The 19,026-nt window shown below is 73.8% G+C and carries 18 protein-coding genes and 1 pseudogene; 5 read left to right on the top strand and 14 right to left on the bottom strand.

From position 1 onward, the window contains the following. Positions 1-179: 179 nt before the first annotated feature. Positions 180-545 carry an RDD family protein gene (locus WBK50_RS22515; protein WP_341337505.1) on the top strand — a complete coding sequence of 122 codons (366 nt, stop codon included), beginning with the start codon at positions 180-182 and terminating at the stop codon, positions 543-545. 44 nt (positions 546-589) lie between these two features. On the opposite strand, the gene WBK50_RS22510 is transcribed toward WBK50_RS22515, so the two are convergent. The 4 genes from WBK50_RS22510 to WBK50_RS22495 all read right to left on the bottom strand — a co-directional run bounded on the left by WBK50_RS22510 (position 590) and on the right by WBK50_RS22495 (position 4,457). After that, positions 590-1,351 (bottom strand): hypothetical protein, encoded by a 762-nt coding sequence (locus WBK50_RS22510; RefSeq protein WP_341337504.1) that lies wholly within the window; start codon positions 1,349-1,351, stop codon positions 590-592. Positions 1,352-1,772: 421 nt separating this feature from the next. Then, the gene (locus WBK50_RS22505; RefSeq protein WP_341337503.1) at positions 1,773-2,501 is read right to left on the bottom strand and encodes a DUF4191 domain-containing protein; all 729 of its coding nucleotides are present in this window, start codon (positions 2,499-2,501) and stop codon (positions 1,773-1,775) included. 17 nt (positions 2,502-2,518) lie between these two features. After that, positions 2,519-3,523, bottom strand: coding sequence for a lipoyl synthase (gene lipA, locus WBK50_RS22500; protein ID WP_341337502.1), 1,005 nt, complete (start codon positions 3,521-3,523; stop codon positions 2,519-2,521). A 10-nt stretch (positions 3,524-3,533) separates the two neighbouring features. Beyond that, positions 3,534-4,457: an oxidoreductase gene (locus WBK50_RS22495; protein ID WP_341337501.1), complete on the bottom strand. Its 924-nt coding sequence runs from the start codon at positions 4,455-4,457 to the stop codon at positions 3,534-3,536. 98 nt (positions 4,458-4,555) lie between these two features. Between WBK50_RS22495 and WBK50_RS22490 the strand changes: the two genes are divergently transcribed. Beyond that, the gene (locus WBK50_RS22490; protein WP_341337500.1) at positions 4,556-5,488 is read left to right on the top strand and encodes an LLM class F420-dependent oxidoreductase; all 933 of its coding nucleotides are present in this window, start codon (positions 4,556-4,558) and stop codon (positions 5,486-5,488) included. 280 nt (positions 5,489-5,768) lie between these two features. Here the strand turns inward: WBK50_RS22490 and lipB are convergent, their stop codons facing one another. From lipB to lpdA, 4 genes are all read right to left on the bottom strand, one after another. Then, on the bottom strand, positions 5,769-6,506 hold the full coding sequence (lipB, locus tag WBK50_RS22485) for a lipoyl(octanoyl) transferase LipB (RefSeq protein WP_341337499.1): 738 nt from the start codon (positions 6,504-6,506) through the stop codon (positions 5,769-5,771). Between the two features lie 182 nt (positions 6,507-6,688). After that, positions 6,689-7,579, bottom strand: coding sequence for a TIGR01777 family oxidoreductase (locus WBK50_RS22480; protein WP_341337498.1), 891 nt, complete (start codon positions 7,577-7,579; stop codon positions 6,689-6,691). Between the two features lie 165 nt (positions 7,580-7,744). Next, on the bottom strand, positions 7,745-9,565 hold the full coding sequence (gene sucB / locus WBK50_RS22475; protein WP_341337497.1) for a 2-oxoglutarate dehydrogenase, E2 component, dihydrolipoamide succinyltransferase: 1,821 nt from the start codon (positions 9,563-9,565) through the stop codon (positions 7,745-7,747). 49 nt (positions 9,566-9,614) lie between these two features. Beyond that, positions 9,615-10,997 carry a dihydrolipoyl dehydrogenase gene (gene lpdA / locus WBK50_RS22470; protein ID WP_341337496.1) on the bottom strand — a complete coding sequence of 461 codons (1,383 nt, stop codon included), beginning with the start codon at positions 10,995-10,997 and terminating at the stop codon, positions 9,615-9,617. Between the two features lie 210 nt (positions 10,998-11,207). Here lpdA and WBK50_RS22465 point away from each other — a divergent pair, with 210 nt between their 5' ends. Continuing rightward, positions 11,208-11,549 carry an oxidoreductase gene (locus WBK50_RS22465; RefSeq protein WP_341339479.1) on the top strand — a complete coding sequence of 114 codons (342 nt, stop codon included), beginning with the start codon at positions 11,208-11,210 and terminating at the stop codon, positions 11,547-11,549. A 7-nt stretch (positions 11,550-11,556) separates the two neighbouring features. Here WBK50_RS22465 and WBK50_RS22460 read toward each other — a convergent pair whose 3' ends face one another. Together WBK50_RS22460 and WBK50_RS22455 are read right to left on the bottom strand one after the other, a co-directional pair. Beyond that, positions 11,557-12,393 carry an SDR family NAD(P)-dependent oxidoreductase gene (locus WBK50_RS22460; protein WP_341337495.1) on the bottom strand — a complete coding sequence of 279 codons (837 nt, stop codon included), beginning with the start codon at positions 12,391-12,393 and terminating at the stop codon, positions 11,557-11,559. A 95-nt stretch (positions 12,394-12,488) separates the two neighbouring features. Beyond that, on the bottom strand, positions 12,489-13,988 hold the full coding sequence (locus WBK50_RS22455) for a leucyl aminopeptidase (RefSeq protein WP_341339478.1): 1,500 nt from the start codon (positions 13,986-13,988) through the stop codon (positions 12,489-12,491). Positions 13,989-14,129: 141 nt separating this feature from the next. Here WBK50_RS22455 and WBK50_RS22450 point away from each other — a divergent pair, with 141 nt between their 5' ends. Further along, a complete protein-coding gene (locus tag WBK50_RS22450) occupies positions 14,130-15,467 on the top strand; it encodes a hypothetical protein (protein ID WP_341337494.1) in 1,338 nt (445 codons plus the stop codon). A gap of 55 nt (positions 15,468-15,522) precedes the next feature. Next, entirely contained in the window at positions 15,523-16,617 is a 1,095-nt protein-coding gene (locus WBK50_RS22445) for a branched-chain amino acid aminotransferase (protein WP_341337493.1), read from the top strand. Positions 16,618-16,655: 38 nt separating this feature from the next. On the opposite strand, the gene WBK50_RS22440 is transcribed toward WBK50_RS22445, so the two are convergent. The 4 genes and pseudogenes from WBK50_RS22440 to WBK50_RS22425 form a co-directional block, all read right to left on the bottom strand. Continuing rightward, complete coding sequence (locus WBK50_RS22440; protein ID WP_341337492.1) at positions 16,656-17,408, bottom strand: adenosylcobinamide-GDP ribazoletransferase; 753 nt, start codon at positions 17,406-17,408, stop codon at positions 16,656-16,658. A gap of 4 nt (positions 17,409-17,412) precedes the next feature. After that, positions 17,413-18,471 (bottom strand): nicotinate-nucleotide--dimethylbenzimidazole phosphoribosyltransferase, encoded by a 1,059-nt coding sequence (locus WBK50_RS22435; protein WP_341337491.1) that lies wholly within the window; start codon positions 18,469-18,471, stop codon positions 17,413-17,415. A gap of 20 nt (positions 18,472-18,491) precedes the next feature. Beyond that, a complete protein-coding gene (locus WBK50_RS22430; protein ID WP_341337490.1) occupies positions 18,492-18,629 on the bottom strand; it encodes a bifunctional adenosylcobinamide kinase/adenosylcobinamide-phosphate guanylyltransferase in 138 nt (45 codons plus the stop codon). Positions 18,630-18,721: 92 nt separating this feature from the next. After that, positions 18,722-19,012, bottom strand: a pseudogene (locus WBK50_RS22425) (bifunctional adenosylcobinamide kinase/adenosylcobinamide-phosphate guanylyltransferase); the annotation flags it as partial. Positions 19,013-19,026: the final 14 nt, after the last annotated feature.

Here is a 19,026-nt window from a genome sequence, read left to right as displayed (position 1 = left end):
TCACTTGTGTGTTTCACAGGCGTTAACGGGCCGGTACAGAGGTGCTTGTCACTCAGGCCGCATAGGCTAGAGCCCATGGCCCGCTGGCACGAGTCCTGGCTCCCCGGATCACCCGTCGATCCGGACACACCTGCTGCGGACGGACACCCCGGGGCCAAGTTCGGCCTGCCCGGGAAGGCGTGGGCGCGACCGTCGGTTTCGGCCGCCGGCTCGGTGGGGTCGCGATCGACTGGATCATCGCCTATGCCCTCGCCCTCTTCTTCTCGGGCCTCGACGCGCTCGGCTCCTCGACCCTCGGCTGGACCGTCTGGCTGATCTGGTTCGCCCTCACGGCCCTGCCCACGGCGATCTTCGGCATGACGCCCGGGATGGTCGCGCTGGGGATGCGGGTCGCCCGGGTGGACATGGCCCCGCTGGTGGGGCTGCCGCGGGCGCTGCTGCGGACGCTGCTGCTGGGGATCGTGGTGCCCGCGATCATCCGGGACGACGACGGGCGGGGCTGGCACGACCGCGCCACCAGGACGATCGTGATCCGCTCCCGCTGAGCCGCTCGGGTCGACCGCGTCCCGGTGCTTGAGTGGCTCGAGCGTCAGGCAACGCTGCTCGAGCCGCTCAAGCGGCGGACATCGGGGCGCCACAGTTCCGTCCGTACCCGGGGCCGTGGGCTGCGGGACGCGTTCGCGTGGGCGCGCATCAGCTCGTCGAGTACCTCGGCCCGTTCCGTCCGCAGTCGCGACGGCCTGGTGTGGACCACCGGAATGCCTTCCGCCGCGAACCCGGACTGCCGGCGGGTGTCCCGGTCGTGCGACCCGGGGTCGAGGTGCCATTCCCGGGAGTCGATCTCCCAGACGAGGCCGACGTCGTCCCACCAGGCGTCGGCCACCCCGATGAGCCGGCCGTCGGCGCGTCGGACCGCGACGTTCCACTGCGGCGCGGGCAGCCCGCTGCGGAGGACGAGCCGGCGGGCCCACGCCTCGGCCGCCGACCGGACGCCGTCGGTGACCTCCTCGAGCACGCTGCGGGCGAGCGCGGTGTAGGGCCGCTGGACCTGGGCGAGTTCGATCGCGAGGTCGGCCGGCGTGCAGTGGCCGCGCTGGATCGCGTCGGCGAACATCGCCCGTACCGCGTCGGCCTCCCGCAACGGCACTGCGGCGTCGACGAGTGCGCGTGCGACCGGAACGAGCGGCAGGCCGTCCCGCACGACCGGGACGGGCATCCGGCGGGTGCGGATGACGATGAAGAGGGTGGTGCCGCTGACCTGGCGTTCGTTCGGAACCAGGAGGTGCAGCCGGTCGTCCGGCGGCAGCCCGCGGATCCCGTACAACCGGGCTGCCGAGACCCCGGTGATCACGCATGGTTCACCGCAGCGGAGGAGCGCGGCGCGGGCTCGTTGCCGAGGGGAGATCTGGCCGTCGGAGAGGACGACGATGCCGCGGACCGGGGATCGCCACGGTCCGCCGGCCTGGCAGGCGCGAGTGATTGCGGACGCGGACAGACCTACGTCGAGGAGGTCCTTCCGGGTCGCAACACCGTCGGGGAAGAGCGCGCGCAGACGGTCACGGTCGGCTCGGGAGAGACGCATGAGCCCAGCGTCGGACATTCCGGTCGGAAGCCGTGACTCCTCGTCCCGAGGCCTGTGGACAACTCCGTTTCGAAAGCCCGGAGAGGGCCTCATGTGGACAACTCGGCTGCACCGGGCCGGTGGAGACGACGCCGCTCGAGAGGCTCAGGCAGCGCAGGATGGCGCTTGAGCCACTCAACCGGCGGATCGGTCAGCGGCGGCGGACCGTCCTCTGGACGCTTCGCATCTTCGCCCCCGGGGGCAGCGGACCCTTCGGCATCGCCGCCGCTCGCGAGCCCAGGGAGTTGAGCCTCGCCTCGAGGCTGTCCATCTCGTTCGCGCTGATGTTGCGCGGGAGCTTCATCAGGTGGCGCTGCAGCGTCTTGAGGGGGATCTGGCCCTCTTCGTTGCCGACGCTGATGTCGTAGATCGGGGTCTTGCCGGCGACCCGCGCGGTGCGCTTCTTCTCCTGCGCGATCAGGCTCTTCACCCGGTGCGGGGCGCCTTCGGCGACCAGGATGATGCCCGGCCGGCCGATCACCCGGTGTACGGCGTCGAGGTGCGTGGTGCCCGCGACGCCCTGGGTGACCCGCCACTGCCCGCGCAGGTTGTCCAGCGCCCAGCCCGCGGCGCCCGGCTGCCCGTCCGCCTTCTTGTAGACCGACGACTGCACCCGCCGCCCGAAGATGCTGAACGCCGCCAGCGCGCCGATGACGACGCCGAACGGAAGGAAGATCCATTCGAGGTCGAAGATCAGGCCGATGCCGAACGCCACGACGACGGCGAGCACCAGCACGCCGATCATCAGCGGGAGCAGCGCCTTGTCGTCCTTGCGCTGCATCTGGAAGGCCTGCCAGATCTGCGAGCGGCGCTCCTTGGAGGCCGCGCGCTTCTCCGCCTTCAGGCGCTTCTGTGTTTCCTTGTCGGGCTTGCCGGCCATGTGGGCCAGGATACGGCCTAACCGCGGGCGAGCAACGAGCGCGCCTCCTGGGCCGCCGCACCCTCCGACGCCAGGTGCGCCAGGTTCGGCGAGAGCTCCTCGCCGCGGTGCGCGACGGTCTGCGCGTACAGCCGCCCGGCCCGGTACGACGACCGCACCAGCGGCCCGGCCATGACGCCCGCGAAGCCCATCTGCTCGGCCGCGTCGGAGTGCTCGACGAACTCCTCCGGCTTCACCCAGCGCTCGACGGGGTGGTGCCGCTTCGACGGTCGCAGGTACTGCGTGATGGTGATGATCTCGCAGCCGGCGTCGTGGAGGTCCGCCAATGCGGCGGTGACCTCGTCGGGGGTCTCGCCCATGCCGAGGATCAGGTTCGACTTGGTGACGAGCCCGGCCGCCCGGGCCTTGGTGATCACGTCGAGGGAACGCTCGTAACGGAACGCCGGTCGGATCCGCTTGAAGATCCGCGGGACCGTCTCCAGGTTGTGCGCGAGCACCTCGGGGCGGGAGCCGAACACCTCGTCGAGCTGCACGTCGATCGAGTTGAAGTCCGGGATCAGCAGCTCGACGCCGGTGCCCGGGTTCAGCGCGTGGATCTGGCGGACCGTCTCGGCGTAGAGCCAGGCACCGCCGTCCGGCAGGTCGTCCCGGGCCACGCCGGTGACCGTCGAGTACCGCAGGCCCATGGTCTGCACGGACTCCGCGACCCGCCGCGGCTCGTCACGGTCCAGGTCGGCGGGCTTGCCGGTGTCGATCTGGCAGAAGTCGCACCGCCGCGTGCACTGCTCGCCGCCGATGAGGAAGGTGGCCTCGCGGTCCTCCCAGCATTCGTAGATGTTGGGGCAGCCCGCCTCCTCGCACACCGTGTGCAGCCCGCCGGAGCGGACCAGTCCCTTGAGCTCGGTGTACTGCGGGCCGGTCTTCGCCTTCGTCCGGATCCATGCCGGCTTGCGCTCGATCGGGGTCTCGCTGTTGCGGACCTCGAGGCGGAGCATCTTGCGACCTTCGGGTGCGACCGTCACGCCGTACAGGCTACGCGGCGGGATCGGGCCGGACCGACGTGAGATCGGCCGTTACCGCCCAGAGGGATCGCGCGAGTCCCGGGTCCTGCGCGGCGGCACTCCGCCGGGCGGGCGCGGGCAAGCCCCGGACCTCGGCCGGGCCGCCGGGGCCGATGTAGTCCCCTCCCCGCACGCCGTCGGCGAACCCGGCGTTGAGCTGGGGAAGTACCCCGCGTTCGACGCTCTGGGTCGCCAGCGCGTTGAACGGCCCGGCGAGCATCCCGGCGAGTCGTCCACGCCTGCGCAGCGAGTTGCCGAGCAGCTCGGTGTTCGTGAGCCCGGGATGCGCGGCGACCGAGATCACCGGATCGCCCGCGGCCCGCAGCCGCCGGTCCAGCTCGGCGGCGAAGAGCAGGTCCGCGAGCTTCGACGCGCTGTAGGCCCGGTCCGGTCGGTACAGGCGGCGCTCCCAGTTCAGGTCGTCGACGTCGAGGCCGCCGCCCCGGTGCGCGAGGCTGGACAGCACCACGACGCGCGACGGCCGGTCGGGCGTTCCCGCGGCTCGCAGCGCCGGCATGAGCAGCCAGGTCAGCGCCGCGTGCCCGAGGTGGTTCGTGCCGATCTGCAGCTCGAACCCGTCGACCGTCCTCAGGCGCGGCGTCCCCATCACGCCCGCGTTGTTCATCAGCACGTCCAGCCTGTCGCCGGTGCGCTCGCGGACCTCTGCCGCCGCCTTGCGGACCGACGACAGATCGGCCAGATCCAGCTCGACGACCTCGACGCCGTCGGGTGCCACCGCGCGACCGCGATCGGTGTCCCGCGCGGTCATCAGCACCCGCGCGCCGGTCCGGGCCAGCGCGCGGACCGACGCCGCGCCGAGCCCGGAGGTCGCGCCCGTGACCAGCACCGTCCGTCCGGTGAGATCGGGCAGGTCTGCGCTCGTCCAACGGCTCATGGCCACCCAGGCTAACGCGGAGACCGCGGGCGCCCCGCCGGTCCTCGCGGGCCGCGATCATCCGGCGCACCTCGCGGTCACCGGGCTAGCGTGACGGCGTGGACCTCCGGATATTCACCGAACCTCAGCAGGGCGCCTACTACGACGATCTCCTCCGGGTGGCGCGGGCGGCCGAGGACAGCGGTTACGACGCGTTCTTCCGCTCGGACCACTTCCTCGCGATGGGCGAGGCCAGCGGCGAGCCCGGGCCGACGGACGCCTGGATCACGCTCGCCGGCCTGGCCCGGGAGACGTCCCGGATCAGGCTCGGCACGCTCGTCACCTCGGCGACGTTCCGGAACCCCGGCCCGCTCGCCGTCGCCGTCGCGCAGGTGGACCAGATGTCGGGCGGGCGCGTCGAGCTCGGCCTGGGCGGCGGCTGGTTCGCGGCCGAACACGAGGCCTACGGCCTGCCGTTCCCGTCGCTGGGGGAGCGGTTCGAGATCCTCGCCGAGCAGCTCGAGATGATCACCGGCCTGTGGCGCACGCTGCCGGGCGATCGGTATGCGTTCGTCGGGAAGCACTACACGGTCACGGACTCCCCGGCGCTGCCCAAGCCGGTGCAGCAGCCCACGCCGCCCGTGATCGTCGGCGGGCACGGCAAGAAGAAGACGCCCGCCCTCGCGGCCCGGTTCGCGGACGAGTTCAACGTGGCGTTCTCCCCGATGGAGGCGACCGCGGCACAGTTCGACCGGGTCGACGCGGCGTGTGTCGAGATCGGCCGGGACCCGAAGGAGCTCGTCCGCTCGATCGCGCAGGTGATCTGCGTGGGTCGCGACGACGCGGAGGTCGCGCGGCGGGCGCTGGTCCTGGGCCGGGAGGTCGACGAGCTGCGGGAGAACGGCCTGGCCGGGACGCCCGCGGAGGTCGTCGACAGGCTGGGGGCCTGGCGGGACCGGACCCGTGCCACCCGCGTCTACCTGCAGCTCCTGGATCTGGCAGACATCGACCAGGTCGAGCTCGTCGCGTCGGAGGTCCTCCCGAACCTGTGAGCGTGGAACCTCGATAGAACGAGGTTCCACGCGCACGACCGCGGGTGAGCTGCACAAATGTCGGCCAGGGCCGGAACCGGCTCGTGACGTCAGCAGGACCGCCGCCTCGCCGTCACCGATCCGGTTGACGAGCGTGCGGCACGCGGTGTCGAACCAGAGGGTGCGAGCGGATGACGCGGGAGCTCAGCCGGGTGGCCGGGTGAGCTCCGGACGCGTGTCCGTGCGGGCGGCCGGGTCGTGCGCGGAAACCTCGCCCGGGCGGGGTTTCCGCGCACCGACTTCAGCGGAGCTGCAGGTCCAGGCCCGGGACGGAGTCGGTCCACTTCGGAACGACGTGCTCGCGCACCGGCAGGGTGCCCTCGATCGCGGCGAGGACGGCCTCGGTGACGGGGGCGAGGACGTCGTCGGTCGTGACGTCCCGGCCCAGCTCCTCGGACAGCGACGTCACGCCCGCATCGGTGATGCCGCAGGGGACGATCCGGCCGAACGCGGTCAGGTCCGGGTCGCAGTTCAGCGAGAAGCCGTGCAGCGTCACGCCGCCCTGGATCCGGACGCCGATCGCGGCGATCTTGCGTTCGAGGCGGGTGGCGTCGCCGGGGAGCCAGACGCCGGTGCGGCCGTCGACCCGCCCGGCAGCCCGCAGACCGAGGGCGTGACAGACGCTGATCAGGGCTTCCTCGAGGCGACGGACGTAGTCCACGACGTCCATCGGCTCGGTGAGCGCGACGATCGGGTAGCCGACGAGCTGACCGGGGCCGTGCCAGGTGATGCGACCGCCGCGATCTACGTCGACGACGGGGGTGCCGTCCGTCGGCCGGTCCTCCGGCCGTGTGCGCTTGCCCGCGGTGTAGACCGACGGGTGCTCGAGCAGCATCAGGACGTCCGGACCGGACCCGTCGCGGCGGGCTTCGGCGTTGCTGCGCTGGACGTCCCAGGCGGTGACGTAGTCGACGGTGCCGAGGGTGTCGACGCGCACCGGGTTCACCGAGCGGCGACACGACGTACCGGGGTTGGGCATCGGCTCAGATTACGCCCGCGCTCCCGGACATCGCCTCGTCATGGACGTCACGCGGGTTGACGAGTCGTTCCGAGCGTCACACCACTGCCCTCGCCACCCCGTCCCTGTCACCGGCGACGTGATCCTTCCCAGCCGGGGGCCCCGCGCGATCCGCCCGAGAACCACGACGGACGACACCGGACTCAGCTCCCCACCGCCGCGGCGAGCGCGTCCGGCAGGCTGTGGTGGCGGAACTGGAAACCGGCGTCGAGCAGGGCCGTCGGCACCGCGCGCTGGCCCGAGAGCAGCATCTCCCGGCCCATGTCGCCGAGCACCGTGCTGACCACGAAGGCCGGGATGACCAGCGGCGCCGGCCGGCCGACGGCCTCGGCGAGCTGCGCGGTGAAGGTGGCGTTGGTGACGGGGGTGGGGCCGGTGACGTTCACCGGGCCGCGGACCGCGTCGTTCTCGACGGCGAAGCGGATGGCGCCGACCTCGTCGTCGAGGGACACCCAAGGCATGTACTGCGTGCCGTCGCCGATCCGGCCGCCGAGGAAGGTCTTCCAGACCGGCTTCATGATCTGCAGCAGGCCGCCGGAGGGGGACAGGACCAGCCCGGTGCGCAGCGTGACCACGCGCGCGCCGGCGTCGACGGCCGGTGCGGTGGCCGCCTCCCAGTCCCGGCAGACGTCCGCGAGGAACCCCCGCCCGGAGGGCGCGGACTCGTCGATCTCCTCGTCGCCGGTGTCCCCGTAGTAGCCGACCGCCGAACCGCTGACCAGCGCCGGCACTTCCGCCCGGGCGACGGCGGAGGCGAGGACGTCGGTCGGGACGACCCGGCTGTCCCGGATCGCCTGCTTCCGCGCGCCGCTCCACGGCCGATCCGCGATGCCGACCCCACCGAGGTTCACGACCGCGTCGACGCCGGCGAGCGTGCCCTCGTCGATCGTCCCCGAAGGGGGGTCCCAGCCGCGCTCGTCCGGGGCGGCGGGCGCGCGCCGCACCAGGCGCAGGACCTCGTGCCCCGCCTCCCGGAGCTGGGCGACCAGGGCTGTTCCGATGAGACCGGACGAACCGGCCACCACGACTCGCACCCGTCCGATCCTTGCCGAACGGACCGGCGGCCGCGACTCGGGTCCCCGGAAAGCGCGACGGTTCCCGGGAAGCGCCGCGGCGGGCAGGGGCGAACCCCTGCCCGCCGCGGCGGAACCGGTCGTGCGCGGACATCGTTGCCCTGGCAACGAGTTCCGCGCACGGGCCTACAGGCCCAGCTCGGCCTCGAACGCACCCTCCTCGAGGCGGGCCTTGATCGCGCTGACGAAGCGACCGGCGTCCGCGCCGTCGACGATGCGGTGGTCGTAGGTCAGCGGGAGGAAGCAGACCGAACGCACGGCGATGACGTCCTCGCCGTCCGGGCCCGCGACGACCTTCGGCTCCTTGACGATCGCGCCGGTCCCCAGGATGCCGACCTGCGGCTGGTTGATGATCGGCGTGTCGAACAGCGCGCCGGCGCTGCCGATGTTGGTGATCGTGAACGTGCCGCCGGAGAGCTCGTCCGGGCCGATCTTGTTGGCCCGGGTGCGGGCCGCGACGTCCGCGATCTTCTTGGCCAGCCCGGCGAGGCTCAGGTCGTCCGCGTTCTTGATGACCGGGACGAGCAGGCCGCGCGGGGTGTCCACGGCGATCGCCAGGTGGACGGCGCCGTGGTACTCGACCTGCTTGCCGTCCTCGGTGATCGAGGAGTTGACGGCCGGGAACGCCTTGAGCGCCTCGACGGTCGCCTTCGCGAAGAACGGCAGGTAGGTGAGCTTGACGCCCTCGCGGCGCTCGAAGTCCGCCTTGGCCCGGGCGCGCAGCTTCGCGATCCGGGTGACGTCGACCTCCTGCACGGTGGTCAGCTGCGCCGAGACCTTGAGCGACTCGACCATCCGCTGGGCGATGATCTGCCGCAGGCGCGGCATCTTCACGGTCGTGCCCGGCCGGGGCGCGTTGTCCGCGCGCGCCGGGACGGTGGTCGGCTGCTTCGGCGCGCCGCTCGGGGCGGCGGCCGCGGCCGGCTCCGGGGCGGCGGCGGGAGCCTCGGGCTCGGGGGCCCTGGCCGACTCGGCGGCCGCGAGCACGTCCTGCTTGCGGATGCGGCCACCGACGCCGCTGCCGGTCAGCGTGTCCAGGTCGACGTCGTGCTCGGCGGCCAGTTTGCGGACCAGCGGGGTGACGTACGGGGCGCCACCGGAGCCGTTGCCGTCGCTGCTGGGGGCGGGGGCCTCCTCCGCCCGGGCGGAGTCCTCGACGGCGGGCTTCGCCGGCTCGGGGGCGGCCTGCTCCTCCTTGACGGGCTCCTTCGGCGCCTCCGGCTCGGGCTCGGGTGCCTTCTCCTCCGCCTTCGGGGCGGGCTCCGGCTCGGGCTCCGGCTCGGGCTCCGGCGCGGACTCGGCGGGAGCGGCGTCTGCGTCGCCGACGAGGGCGAGCTGGCCGCCGACCTCGACGGTCTCGTCCTCGGCCACCGACAGCTCGAGGACGGTGCCGGCGACCGGCGACGGGATCTCGGTGTCGACCTTGTCCGTGGACACCTCGAGCAGCGGCTCGTCGACCGCGACGGTGTCCCCGACGGCCTTGAGCCAGCGGGTGACGGTGCCCTCGGTGACGCTCTCGCCCAGCTCCGGCATCGTGACCGGGGTGGAGCTGCCGCCACCGGACCCCGTCCCGGCCTTCGGCTTCTCGACGGGCCGGTCCGCGTCCGCGGAGGGCTCCGGCTCGGTCTCCGCGACCGGCTCCGGCTCGGGCTCGGGAGCCGGCTCCTCCGCGGCCTCCGAGGAGGAGTCCGAGGAGTCGCCCGACTCGGACTCGTCGCCGATGACGGCGAGCTCGGCGCCGACCTCGACCGTCTCGTCCTCGGCCGCGACGATCTTCTGCAGGACGCCGGCGGCCGGGGACGGGATCTCGGTGTCGACCTTGTCCGTCGAGACCTCGAGCAACGGCTCGTCGACCTCGACGGCGTCGCCCTCCTGCTTGAGCCAGCGGGTGACGGTGCCCTCGGTGACGCTCTCACCGAGAGCGGGCATCTGGACGGAGAAGGCCATGTCGGGTCGGCTGCCTAGTTCGACGTGCGGGTGTGCGGTCTTCGCGGCGTCAGCCGTGCGAGTGGAGGGGTTTGCCCGCCAGCGCGAGGTGTGCCTCGCCGAGCGCCTCGTTCTGGGTGGGATGGGCGTGGATCAGCGGCGCGACGTCGTCGGCCTGGGCTTCCCAGTTGTAGACGAGCTGGGCCTCGCCGATCAGTTCCCCGACGCGCGCGCCGACCAGGTGCAGGCCGACGACCGGTCCCGGGGTGTCCTTGCTGCCGGCCTTGACCAGCTTGATGGCGCCGGAGGTCTGCAGGATCTGCGACTTGCCGTTGCCGCCGAGGTCGTAGGTCAGCGTCTGGATCTCGCCGTAGCGTTCCTTGGCCTGCGCCTCGGTCAGGCCGACGGACGCGACCTCGGGCTCGCAGTAGGTGACGCGCGGGATGCCGGCCTCGTCGATCGGCCGCGGCTCCAGCCCGGCGATGTCCTCGGCGACGAAGATGCCCTGGCCGAAGCCGCGGTGCGCGAGCTGCAGCCCGGGCACGATGTCCCCGACGGCGTAGACGTCCGGCAGGTTGGTGCGCAGCCGCTCGTCGGTGACGACGAAGCCGCGCTCCATGGCGACGCCGGCCTCCTCGTACCCGTGGCCGGTCGTGTTCGGACCGCGGCCGACGGCGACGAGCAGCAGGTCCGCCTCGAGCTCCTCACCGGACTCCAGCGAGACGGTGACGCCGTGGTCCGTCTGTTTGGCCCCGGTGAACTTCACCCCGGTCTTGGCGGTGATCTTGCGCTTGCGGAAGGCGCGTTCGAGCTGCTTGGAGCAGAACTCGTCCTCGTTCGGGACGAGCCGGGGGAGCGCCTCGACGACCGTGACCTCGGCCCCGAAGGACCGCCAGACGGAGGCGAACTCGACGCCGATCACGCCGCCGCCGAGGATGACGACCTTCCGCGGCACGTCCTCGAGGGTCAGCGCCTGGTCCGAGGTGATGACCCGGCCGCCGATGTCCAGGCCGGGCAGGCTCCGCGCGTACGAGCCGGTGGCCAGGACGACCTTGCTGCCGACGTACCGGGTGCCGTCGACCTCGACGGCGTTCGGGCCGACGAACGTCCCGGCCCCCTCGACGAGGTTGATCTTGCGCGAGGACACGAGCCCCTGCAGGCCCTTGTAGAGCCGGCCGACGACGCCGTCCTTGTAGGCGTTGACCCCGGCCATGTCGATGCCGATCAGCTGGGACAGCACGCCGACCCTGGCGCCGTCCCGGGACGCGTCGGCGACCTCGGCGGCGTGCAGCAGGGCCTTGGTGGGGATGCAGCCGCGGTGCAGGCACGTGCCGCCGAGCTTGTCCTTCTCGACCAGGACCACGGACATCCCGAGCTCTGCTGCGCGCAGCGCGCACGCGTAGCCGCCCGATCCTCCGCCGAGGATCACCAGGTCGGCGTTCTGCTCGGGCACGTCGTTCTCCTCCGGACGATCAGCTCCGGTACGGCGTGATCACGCCACCGGCGCCCCGAACACCGGGTACGGCGGGCAGGGCGGCCCCATCTTGTCATCACGGGATCTCTCGTGGGGGGCGAGGCCCGTCGCCGGGTCCGGGAGAAAAATCGGCGGCCCGCGCGTTGGGTCCTCCGAGGAGCGTCGGCTCCGGACGGGGATGGAACCATGATGGGCCTGTTCAGCAGGATGCGCGGCGGTCGCGGCGTGGTTCGGACGCGGAGCGGGGACGAGGACCACCTGCGCGCGTGGACGGCGACGCACGAGGGCGTCGAGGCGTTCGTCGAGCCCAGGACGGCTGTGACGGAGACGACCATGGTCCTCGTGGCCACCGACGGCGAGTGGACGCGACGGCGGGTCTCCGGCCCCGAGGGTGCCCGCAAGCTGGCCCGGTCGCTGAAGATCCCGATCTACGACGCGCAGATCGTCGGCTACCCCAAGCGCATGCGGGACCACGACGCGCGACAGCGGATCCTGCGGGACCGGGAGCGCCGCCGGGACCTCGGAGCCTGAGCCCGCGTCAGCCCCGCCGGAGCCGGCGCGAGCCCACCGCCCGGATGGCGGGCTCCAGGCGCATCAGCGGCCCCGGGGCCAGGGCGGAGAGGCGCATCATCACCCCGCGCCAGGCGGGGACCGTGCGGTAGACCCGGCTCGTCCCGAACATCCCGACCAGTGCGTCCGCGACCTGCTCCGGGGTCAGCAGCACACCGCTGCGGACCAGCGCCTTCGCCTGCCCGTCCGGCGCCATGCCGTCGAGCAGGGCGGTGCCGACGCCGTCGGGGCAGATCGCGTGGACCCGGATCCCGTCGCCGCGCAGCTCGGGAGCCAGGGACGTCGCGAGGGACAGGACGCCCGCCTTCGTCGCGGCATAGAGCGAGAGCCCCGGCACCGGGCCGAGACCGGAGAGCGACGCCGTGATCGCCAGCTCACCGCCCGGGATGCCCTCGACGGCCTGCTCCCGGAACGCCGCGATCGCCGCGCGGGAGCCCCAGATCGGCCCCATCAGGTTGACCTCGACGAGCGCCCGGACGTGCTTCTCGTCCAGCTCGGCCAGCGTCCCGTCGAACCCGACGCCCGCGTTGCTCACCCACGCCCCCAGCGGCGCGAGCTCCCGGGCGCGCGAGGCGACGGCGTGGGCGGCGTCGGGATCGGTGACGTCGTAGGCGATCCCCGCCGCCGCCCCGATCCGCTCCGCGGTGGCCGCCGCGGCCTCGCCGTCGACGTCGGTGACGAGGGTGCGGTAGCCCCGCCCGACCAGCTCGCGGGCGATCGACTCGCCGATCCCGCGCGCCGCGCCGGTGACCACGGCGGAGCGGGAGCCGGCAGGGACCTGGTGCAGGACACGACGTCGGGTCATGCGGCTCAGGTTACCGATCGGTAGGGCCGGTTGTGCGCACCGAGGTCGTGCGCGGAAGGCGTCGCCGGAACAACGTTGTCCGCGCACGGGCGGTGTCAGCCGTTGGCCGCGATGTCCTCGAGGAGCGCCAGCAGCGTGCGGACCGGGGTGCCGGTGCCGCCCTTGGGCGTGTAGCCCCACGGGCCCCCGGTGTTGAAGGACGGGCCCGCGATGTCGATGTGCGCCCACGGCAGGCCCTCGGCCACGAACTCGCGCAGGAAGATCCCCGCCGCGAGCATCCCGCCGAACCGGTTGCCCGTGACGTTGGCCAGGTCCGCGACGCGCGAGTCCAGCTCGGCCCGCAGGTGCTCCGGCAGCGGCATCGCCCAGGCGTCCTCGCCGACCGCGCGGCCGTGCGCGGCGACCCGGTCCCGCAGCTCGTCACTGCCCATGATCCCGGCGGTCCGGGTGCCCAGCGCGACCATCTGCGCGCCGGTCAGCGTGGACGTCTCGACCAGGTAGTCCGGCTCGTCCTCGGCGGCGCGGACGATCGCGTCCGCCAGGATCAGCCGGCCCTCGGCGTCGGTGTTCAGCACCTCGACGGTCTTGCCGCCGTACATCGTCAGCACGTCACCGGGCCGGTACGCGGTGTCGGACGGCATGTTCTCGGCCATCGGAACGGTCGCCGTGACGGCCACCGGCAGCTCCAGCGTCGCGGCCAGCACGGTCGTCGCGATGACGGCCGCGGCGCCGGACATGTCCGACGTCATGTGGTCCATCCCCGCCGCGGGCTTGATCGAGATGCCGCCCGTGTCGAACGTGATCCCCTTGCCGACGAGGGCGACCTTCTTCACCGGCGTCGCCCCGCCGGACCAGCTCAGCCGGACCAGCCGGGGCTTGCGCGAGGAGCCCTGGCCGACCCCGAGCACGCCGCCGAACCCGGCCTCGGCGAGCGCGGCGTCGTCCAGCACCTCGACGTCCAGACCCGCGGCCTCGCCCAGCTCCTTCGCCCGCGCGGCGAACGTCTCCGGGTAGAGCGCGTTGGGCGGGGTGTTGATCAGGTCCCGGGTCGTCCGGACGGCATGCGCCACGGCGACGGCGTGCCGCAGGACCTCCAGGCCGTCCTCGTCCCCGGCGGAGCTGAACTCGACCTGCGCGACCGGCTTCTTCCCCGCCTCCGGGTCGCCCTTGAACGCCGTGAAGCGGTAGGCGCCGAGCAGCGTGCCCTCGGCCGCGGCCGTGAGGTCGACGGTGCCGAGGGTGCTGACCACCCGTCCGGACCCGGCGAGCGCGCGGGCCACCGCACCGGAGGCGCGACGCACCTGCTCGCCGTCGGGGATCCCGTTCTCGGCCGGACCGAGCCCGACCGCCACGACGAGCTTCGCGGCGACCGCCCCGCGGGACGGCACCTTGACGACCTCCTCGGCCTTGCCGGACGCCCCCGCGAGGTCCAGCAGGGCGGCGAGCTCACCGTCGAAGGCCGCGTCGATCTCCTCGGCGCCGGCCACGAGGACGGGGTGCCCGTCGTCCTCGCCGGGGAGCAGGCCGACGACCACGGCGTCGGCCTCGGCCGCGGCGGGGGAACCGACCACCAGACCGACCTCGGTCGCGGACACGGAGACGGACGTGGTCACGGGGAACTCCTCTGCTCGGCGGGACGGTGTGTCGCACGCAACGTCGCGGCGAGACCTCTTCGAAATGCTAATGACACCGTCACGGGGCCGTTTCCGACAGGGTCGGATGCGACAGTGGTGTCCGTGGCGACGACCCTGGGCCGACGGCTGGGCACCGCGGACGCGGTCGTCCTCGGGCTGTCCGCCGTGCTCGGGGCCGGGATCTTCGCCGTGTTCGCGCCCGCGGCCGCGGTCGCCGGTCCGTGGCTGATGCTGTCGGTGGTGCTGGCGGCGGCCGTCGCCGGATGCTGTGCGGCGTCCGCGGCGGACCTGGCGGCGTCCCGCGAGGGCGAGACCCGGGACCACGACGTCGGCTACGACGCGGCGCGGGAACGCCTGCATCCCGCCGTCGGCCGGCTCAGCGGCGCCGCCCACCTGACGGGCAAGATCGCGGCCGCCGCGGCCGCCGCCGGGATCTTCGGGACCTACGTCCTGCCCACGCGGCCGCTCGTGGTCGCCATCGTCGTGATCGTCGTGATGACCGCGCTCAACCTGTTCAGCGTGCGGCCCACCCCGCGGGCGGCGTGGCCGCTGGTCGGTGGCATCGGCGCGGTGCTGCTCGTCGTGGTCGTCGTCGGACTGCTCGGCCCGGGGGGTGCCGGGACGCCGTCGGTGTCCGCCGCGACGGACCAGCCGGTCTCGATGGCCCCGGGGCTGCTGCCGATCACCCGTGAGCTGGGCGTGTTCACCGGGGCGGGACTGATCTTCTTCGGGTTCGCGGGCTTCAGCCGGGTCGTCGGGCTGGGGGAGGAGCTGCGCGCCCCGACGCGGACCCGCGGCCACGCCCTCGCGATCGTCATCGGCATCGCGACGGCCGCGTACCTGGCCGTGTGCGGGGCGCTGCTCGTCGGGCTCGGGACGGACCGGCTCGCCGTCGAGCGCTCCCCGCTCGTCGCGCTCGTCGACACCGGCCGGGCCCCCGCGCTGGGCGTCCTCGTGCGGATCGGCGCGGCCGTCGCCGCCGGGTCGACGCTGCTCGCGGTGCTCGCCGCCGTGGCCGCGACGACCGCCGCGATGGCCGTGCGCGGGGACCTCCCGCGGATCGTCGCGCGGCGCTGCGGCAGCGGCGCGGCCTGGCGGGCGGACATCGCGGGCATGGTCCTGGCGATCCTGGTCGTGGTGCTCGTGGGCACCTGGGGTGCGATCGCGCTCGCGGCGTGCGCCCTGCTCGTCGACTTCGTCGTGGTGCACCTGGCCGCGCTGCGGCTGCCGCGGGCGGGCCGGACCTGGCGGATGTGGCTCGCCGGGATCGGGGCGGCGCTCTGCGGGTTCTTGGCGCTGAGCATGCCCCCGCGGACGGTGCTGATCACGGCCTGCGCGATCGGCGGCGGCTGGCTGCTGACGACCGCGGTCTCGCTGCGCTCGCGACGCGCGGAACCGCAGGACGGGCAGGCGGCGGCGCCGGACGAACGGGCCGCCTGAGTTGCTCCGTCAGGGGTGGCGCGGCCGCCGCCATCCGGGTTGTAACGTCTCGGTCATGAGCGTGTCCTTCACCCGCACCGCCAATCCCGCCCCGGTCTCGGACTCCCGCCGCGCGGAGATCCTGGCCGAGCCGGGCTTCGGCCGGTACTTCACCGATCACATGGTGACGATCAGGTGGACGGCCGCCCAGGGCTGGCACGACGCGCAGGTCGTCCCCTACGGCCCGATCGCGCTGGACCCCGCGACGATGGTTCTGCACTACGGCCAGGAGATCTTCGAGGGGCTCAAGGCCTACACCCAGCCGGACGGGACGATCTCCTCGTTCCGCCCCGAGGCGAACGCGGCCCGCTTCCGGCAGTCCGCGGTGCGCCTGGGCATGGCCGAGCTGCCGGACGAGCTGTTCATGGCGTCGCTGACCGAGCTGCTGGACGTCGACCGCGCGTGGGTGCCGCCGGCCGGCGGTGAAGAGTCGCTCTACCTGCGGCCCTTCATGATCGCGACCGAGGTCGGGCTGGGTGTGAAGCCGGCCGACGAGTACCTCTACGTCCTGATCGCCTCGCCCGCCGGCGCGTACTTCCCGGGCGGGGTCAAGCCCGTCGACGTGTGGCTGTGCACGGACTTCACCCGCGCCGCCGTCGGCGGGACGGGCACGGCGAAGTGCGGCGGGAACTACGCCGCCTCGCTGCTCCCGCAGGCCCAGGCCGCCGCGCACGGCTGCGCCCAGGTCGCCTACCTCGACGCCGCGGAGAAGAAGTGGGTCGAGGAGATGGGCGGGATGAACCTGTTCTTCGTCCTCGGCTCCGGGGAGGACGCCGAGCTGGTGACGCCGGAGCTGTCCGGCAGCATCCTCGAGGGCGTCACCCGGGCGTCGCTGCTGGTGCTGGCCAAGGAGATCGGCTGCCAGGTGTCCGAGCGCAAGATCTCGGCCGCGGAGTGGCTGGAGGGCTGTGCGGACGGCCGGATCACCGAGGTGTTCGCCTGCGGCACGGCGGCGGTCATCACGCCGATCGGGAACGTCAAGCACAACGACGGCGAGGTGCGCGTCGGGAACGGCGAGCCCGGCCCCGTCACCACCCGGCTGCGCGCACTGCTCACCGACATCCAGCGCGGCAAGGGCACGGACACCCACGGCTGGATGACCGCCCTCTGACTGTGCGCGGGAAACCTCGCTAGAACGAGGTTTCCCGCTCACAACCCAGGCTGAGCTGCGGAAACGGTCACCAGTACCACGGTGACGGCCAGCTCGGACGCCGCGCCGAGGACGTCGCCGGACATTCCGCCGAAGCGGCGCGCCGTGTGCCGGGACAGCCCGATCACGACGGCCGCGGCGAGACCGACGGCGAGCGCCCCCGGCCACCGGGCCGGGACGAGCAGCGCGCCGAGCCCGGCCAGGACCAGCCACCAGAGGGGCGCGACCCAGGCCGGCTGCGACCCCGCGACCGTCGCCCCCAGCCCACCCGGCCGCGCCGCCGGGATCCCGCGCCGCGCGACCCAAGCGAATGCGGACCGCCCGACGGCCCCCGCCAGCGCGGTAGCGCCGACGAGCAGGCCGGGCGGCAGTGAGGCGAGCGCGGCCGCCTGGGACCCGAGCACGACGATCAGCGTCACCACCGCGAACGGCCCCGCCCCACCGTCCTTCATGACCGCCAGCGCCCGCTCCGGCGGGCCGTAGCAGCCGAGCCCGTCCGCGGTGTCCGCCAGGCCGTCGAGGTGCATACCGCGGGTCGCCAGCCCCAGGGACCCGACGGCGAGCAGCCCACCGACCAGCGGCGGAACCCCGAGCGCGGTCAGCCCGAGCAGCAGCGCGCCCGCAGCCGCGCCGAGCGCCGCGCCCACGACCGGGGCCCAGCGCAGCGCGCCGGCCGCCGTGCCCGCCGACGGCGCCCCGGTGCGGACGGGCAGCACGGTCAGCCAGCTCAGCGCCAGCGCGAGTCCGCGCACCGGCTCAGCCCGAGACGGCGCGCACCGGCACGATCCCGGCCGCCTCCGCGGTGACGGTGTCGCCGAGCAGCCGCGCCGCCATCTGCAGCAGGGGGACGACGGCGACCGCGCCCGTCCCGTCGCCCTGTCTGACCTGCAGGTCCAGCACCGGGACGAGCTGCAGGTGCTGCAGCACGAAGGTCATCGCGGGCTCGGGGGAGATCTGCGCGGCCAGCCACCAGGCGCGGGCGCCGGGGGTCAGCTCGTCCGCCAGCAGCGCGGCGGCGCCGACCACGAGGCCGTCGAGCAGCACGGGGGTGCGGCGCAGCGCGGCCTGCACGAGGAACCCGGTGAGCACCGCGAGATCCGCGCCGCCGGCCGTCCGCAGCAGCCCCAGCGGCTCCTTCGACACGGGCCGGGTCCGGCGCAGCGCGTCCCGGATCGCGGCGCACTTGCGCATCCACGCCCCGTCGCCGATCCCGCTGCCCCGCCCCACGACGGCGACGGGTTCGGCCCCGGTCACGGCCGCGACCAGCGTCGATGCCGCGGTCGTCGCGCCCACCCCGAGCGAGGCCGGGATCAGCAGGTCCGCGCCGGCGTCGACCTCCTCGTCCGCCAGTCCACGCCCGATCCGGAACGCGCGCTCGGTCTCCTCGGCCGTCAGCGCGTCCTCACGGTCGATCCGGCCGCTGCCCCGGCGGACCCGGTGCCGGCCCTGGCCGGGGAGGAGCTCCGCGTCCAGCCCGGCGTCGACGACCCGGACGGACACCCCCGCGACGGTCGCCGTCACCGAGACCGGAGTGCCCTGCTCGAGGGTCGCGGCGACCTGTTTGACCGTGACGTCCGGGGCGTACGCGGACACCCCGGCGGCGGCGATCCCGTGGTCCGCGGCGACGACGACGACCCGGGCCCGCGCGGGCGGCCGCGGCGGGCACGTGCCCTGCGCCGCGGCGAGCCAGCACCCCAGCTCGGCGAGGACGCCGAGGCCGCCGGCGGGAACGGCCATCGCGTCGTGCCGGGCCACGGCGGCGCGCCGGGCCTCGGCGTCGGGCGAGGGCACCTCGGGGAGGTCGGGTGAGGTCACGCGCTCTTCCTACCTGGCCGTCACCTGAGCCGTACGGGCAGCCCGGCGACGAGGAGCAGCACCTCGTCGCACACCGCCGCGAGCGCGGCGTTGGCCGCGCCCAGCTCGTCGCGGAACAGCCGGCCCGACCGTGTCTCCGGGACGACCCCCAGGCCCACCTCTGCCGAGACGATCGCGAGCCGCCCGGGGCCTCGGCCACCGCCCTGACCAGGGCGTCGACCGCCTCGCCGACCGACGGCGGCACCGGCCGGGCGTCCCAGGCGCCGGCGTCGTCGAGGATTCCGGTGAGCCAGGTGGCGAGGTCGTCCACGAGCAGGACCCCGCCGCGGGCGATCTCCGCGACGAGGTCCGGGTCCTCGACGGTGGTCCACCCGGCCGGACGACGGGCGCGGTGCGTCTCGATCCGCGCGTCCCAGTCCGGGTCGCCGGGGTGCCGGCGGGCGGTGGCGGCGTAGCGGACCTCGGCGTCGGCGGGCAGCAGGTCCTCCGCGTAGCGGGACTTTCCGGACCGGGTCCCACCCAGGACCAGCGTGCGCGTCACGCGAGCACGCTAGC

This window comes from Pseudonocardia sp. T1-2H (assembly GCF_038039215.1).
Lineage (GTDB): Bacteria > Actinomycetota > Actinomycetes > Mycobacteriales > Pseudonocardiaceae > Pseudonocardia.
The sequence above is the reverse complement of the archived record's forward strand: the minus strand, read 5'-3'. Positions and strand labels throughout refer to the sequence as shown.

Coding starts and splice junctions, on each gene's coding strand:
- WBK50_RS22505 (WP_341337503.1), bottom strand. CDS start 2,501: ATGGCCGGCAAGCCCGACAAGGAAACACAGAAGCGCCTGAAGGCGGAG.
- WBK50_RS22495 (WP_341337501.1), bottom strand. CDS start 4,457: ATGAGCCGTTGGACGAGCGCAGACCTGCCCGATCTCACCGGACGGACG.
- lipB (WP_341337499.1), bottom strand. CDS start 6,506: ATGCCCAACCCCGGTACGTCGTGTCGCCGCTCGGTGAACCCGGTGCGC.
- sucB (WP_341337497.1), bottom strand. CDS start 9,565: ATGGCCTTCTCCGTCCAGATGCCCGCTCTCGGTGAGAGCGTCACCGAG.
- WBK50_RS22465 (WP_341339479.1), top strand. CDS start 11,208: ATGGGCCTGTTCAGCAGGATGCGCGGCGGTCGCGGCGTGGTTCGGACG.
- WBK50_RS22460 (WP_341337495.1), bottom strand. CDS start 12,393: ATGACCCGACGTCGTGTCCTGCACCAGGTCCCTGCCGGCTCCCGCTCC.
- WBK50_RS22445 (WP_341337493.1), top strand. CDS start 15,523: ATGAGCGTGTCCTTCACCCGCACCGCCAATCCCGCCCCGGTCTCGGAC.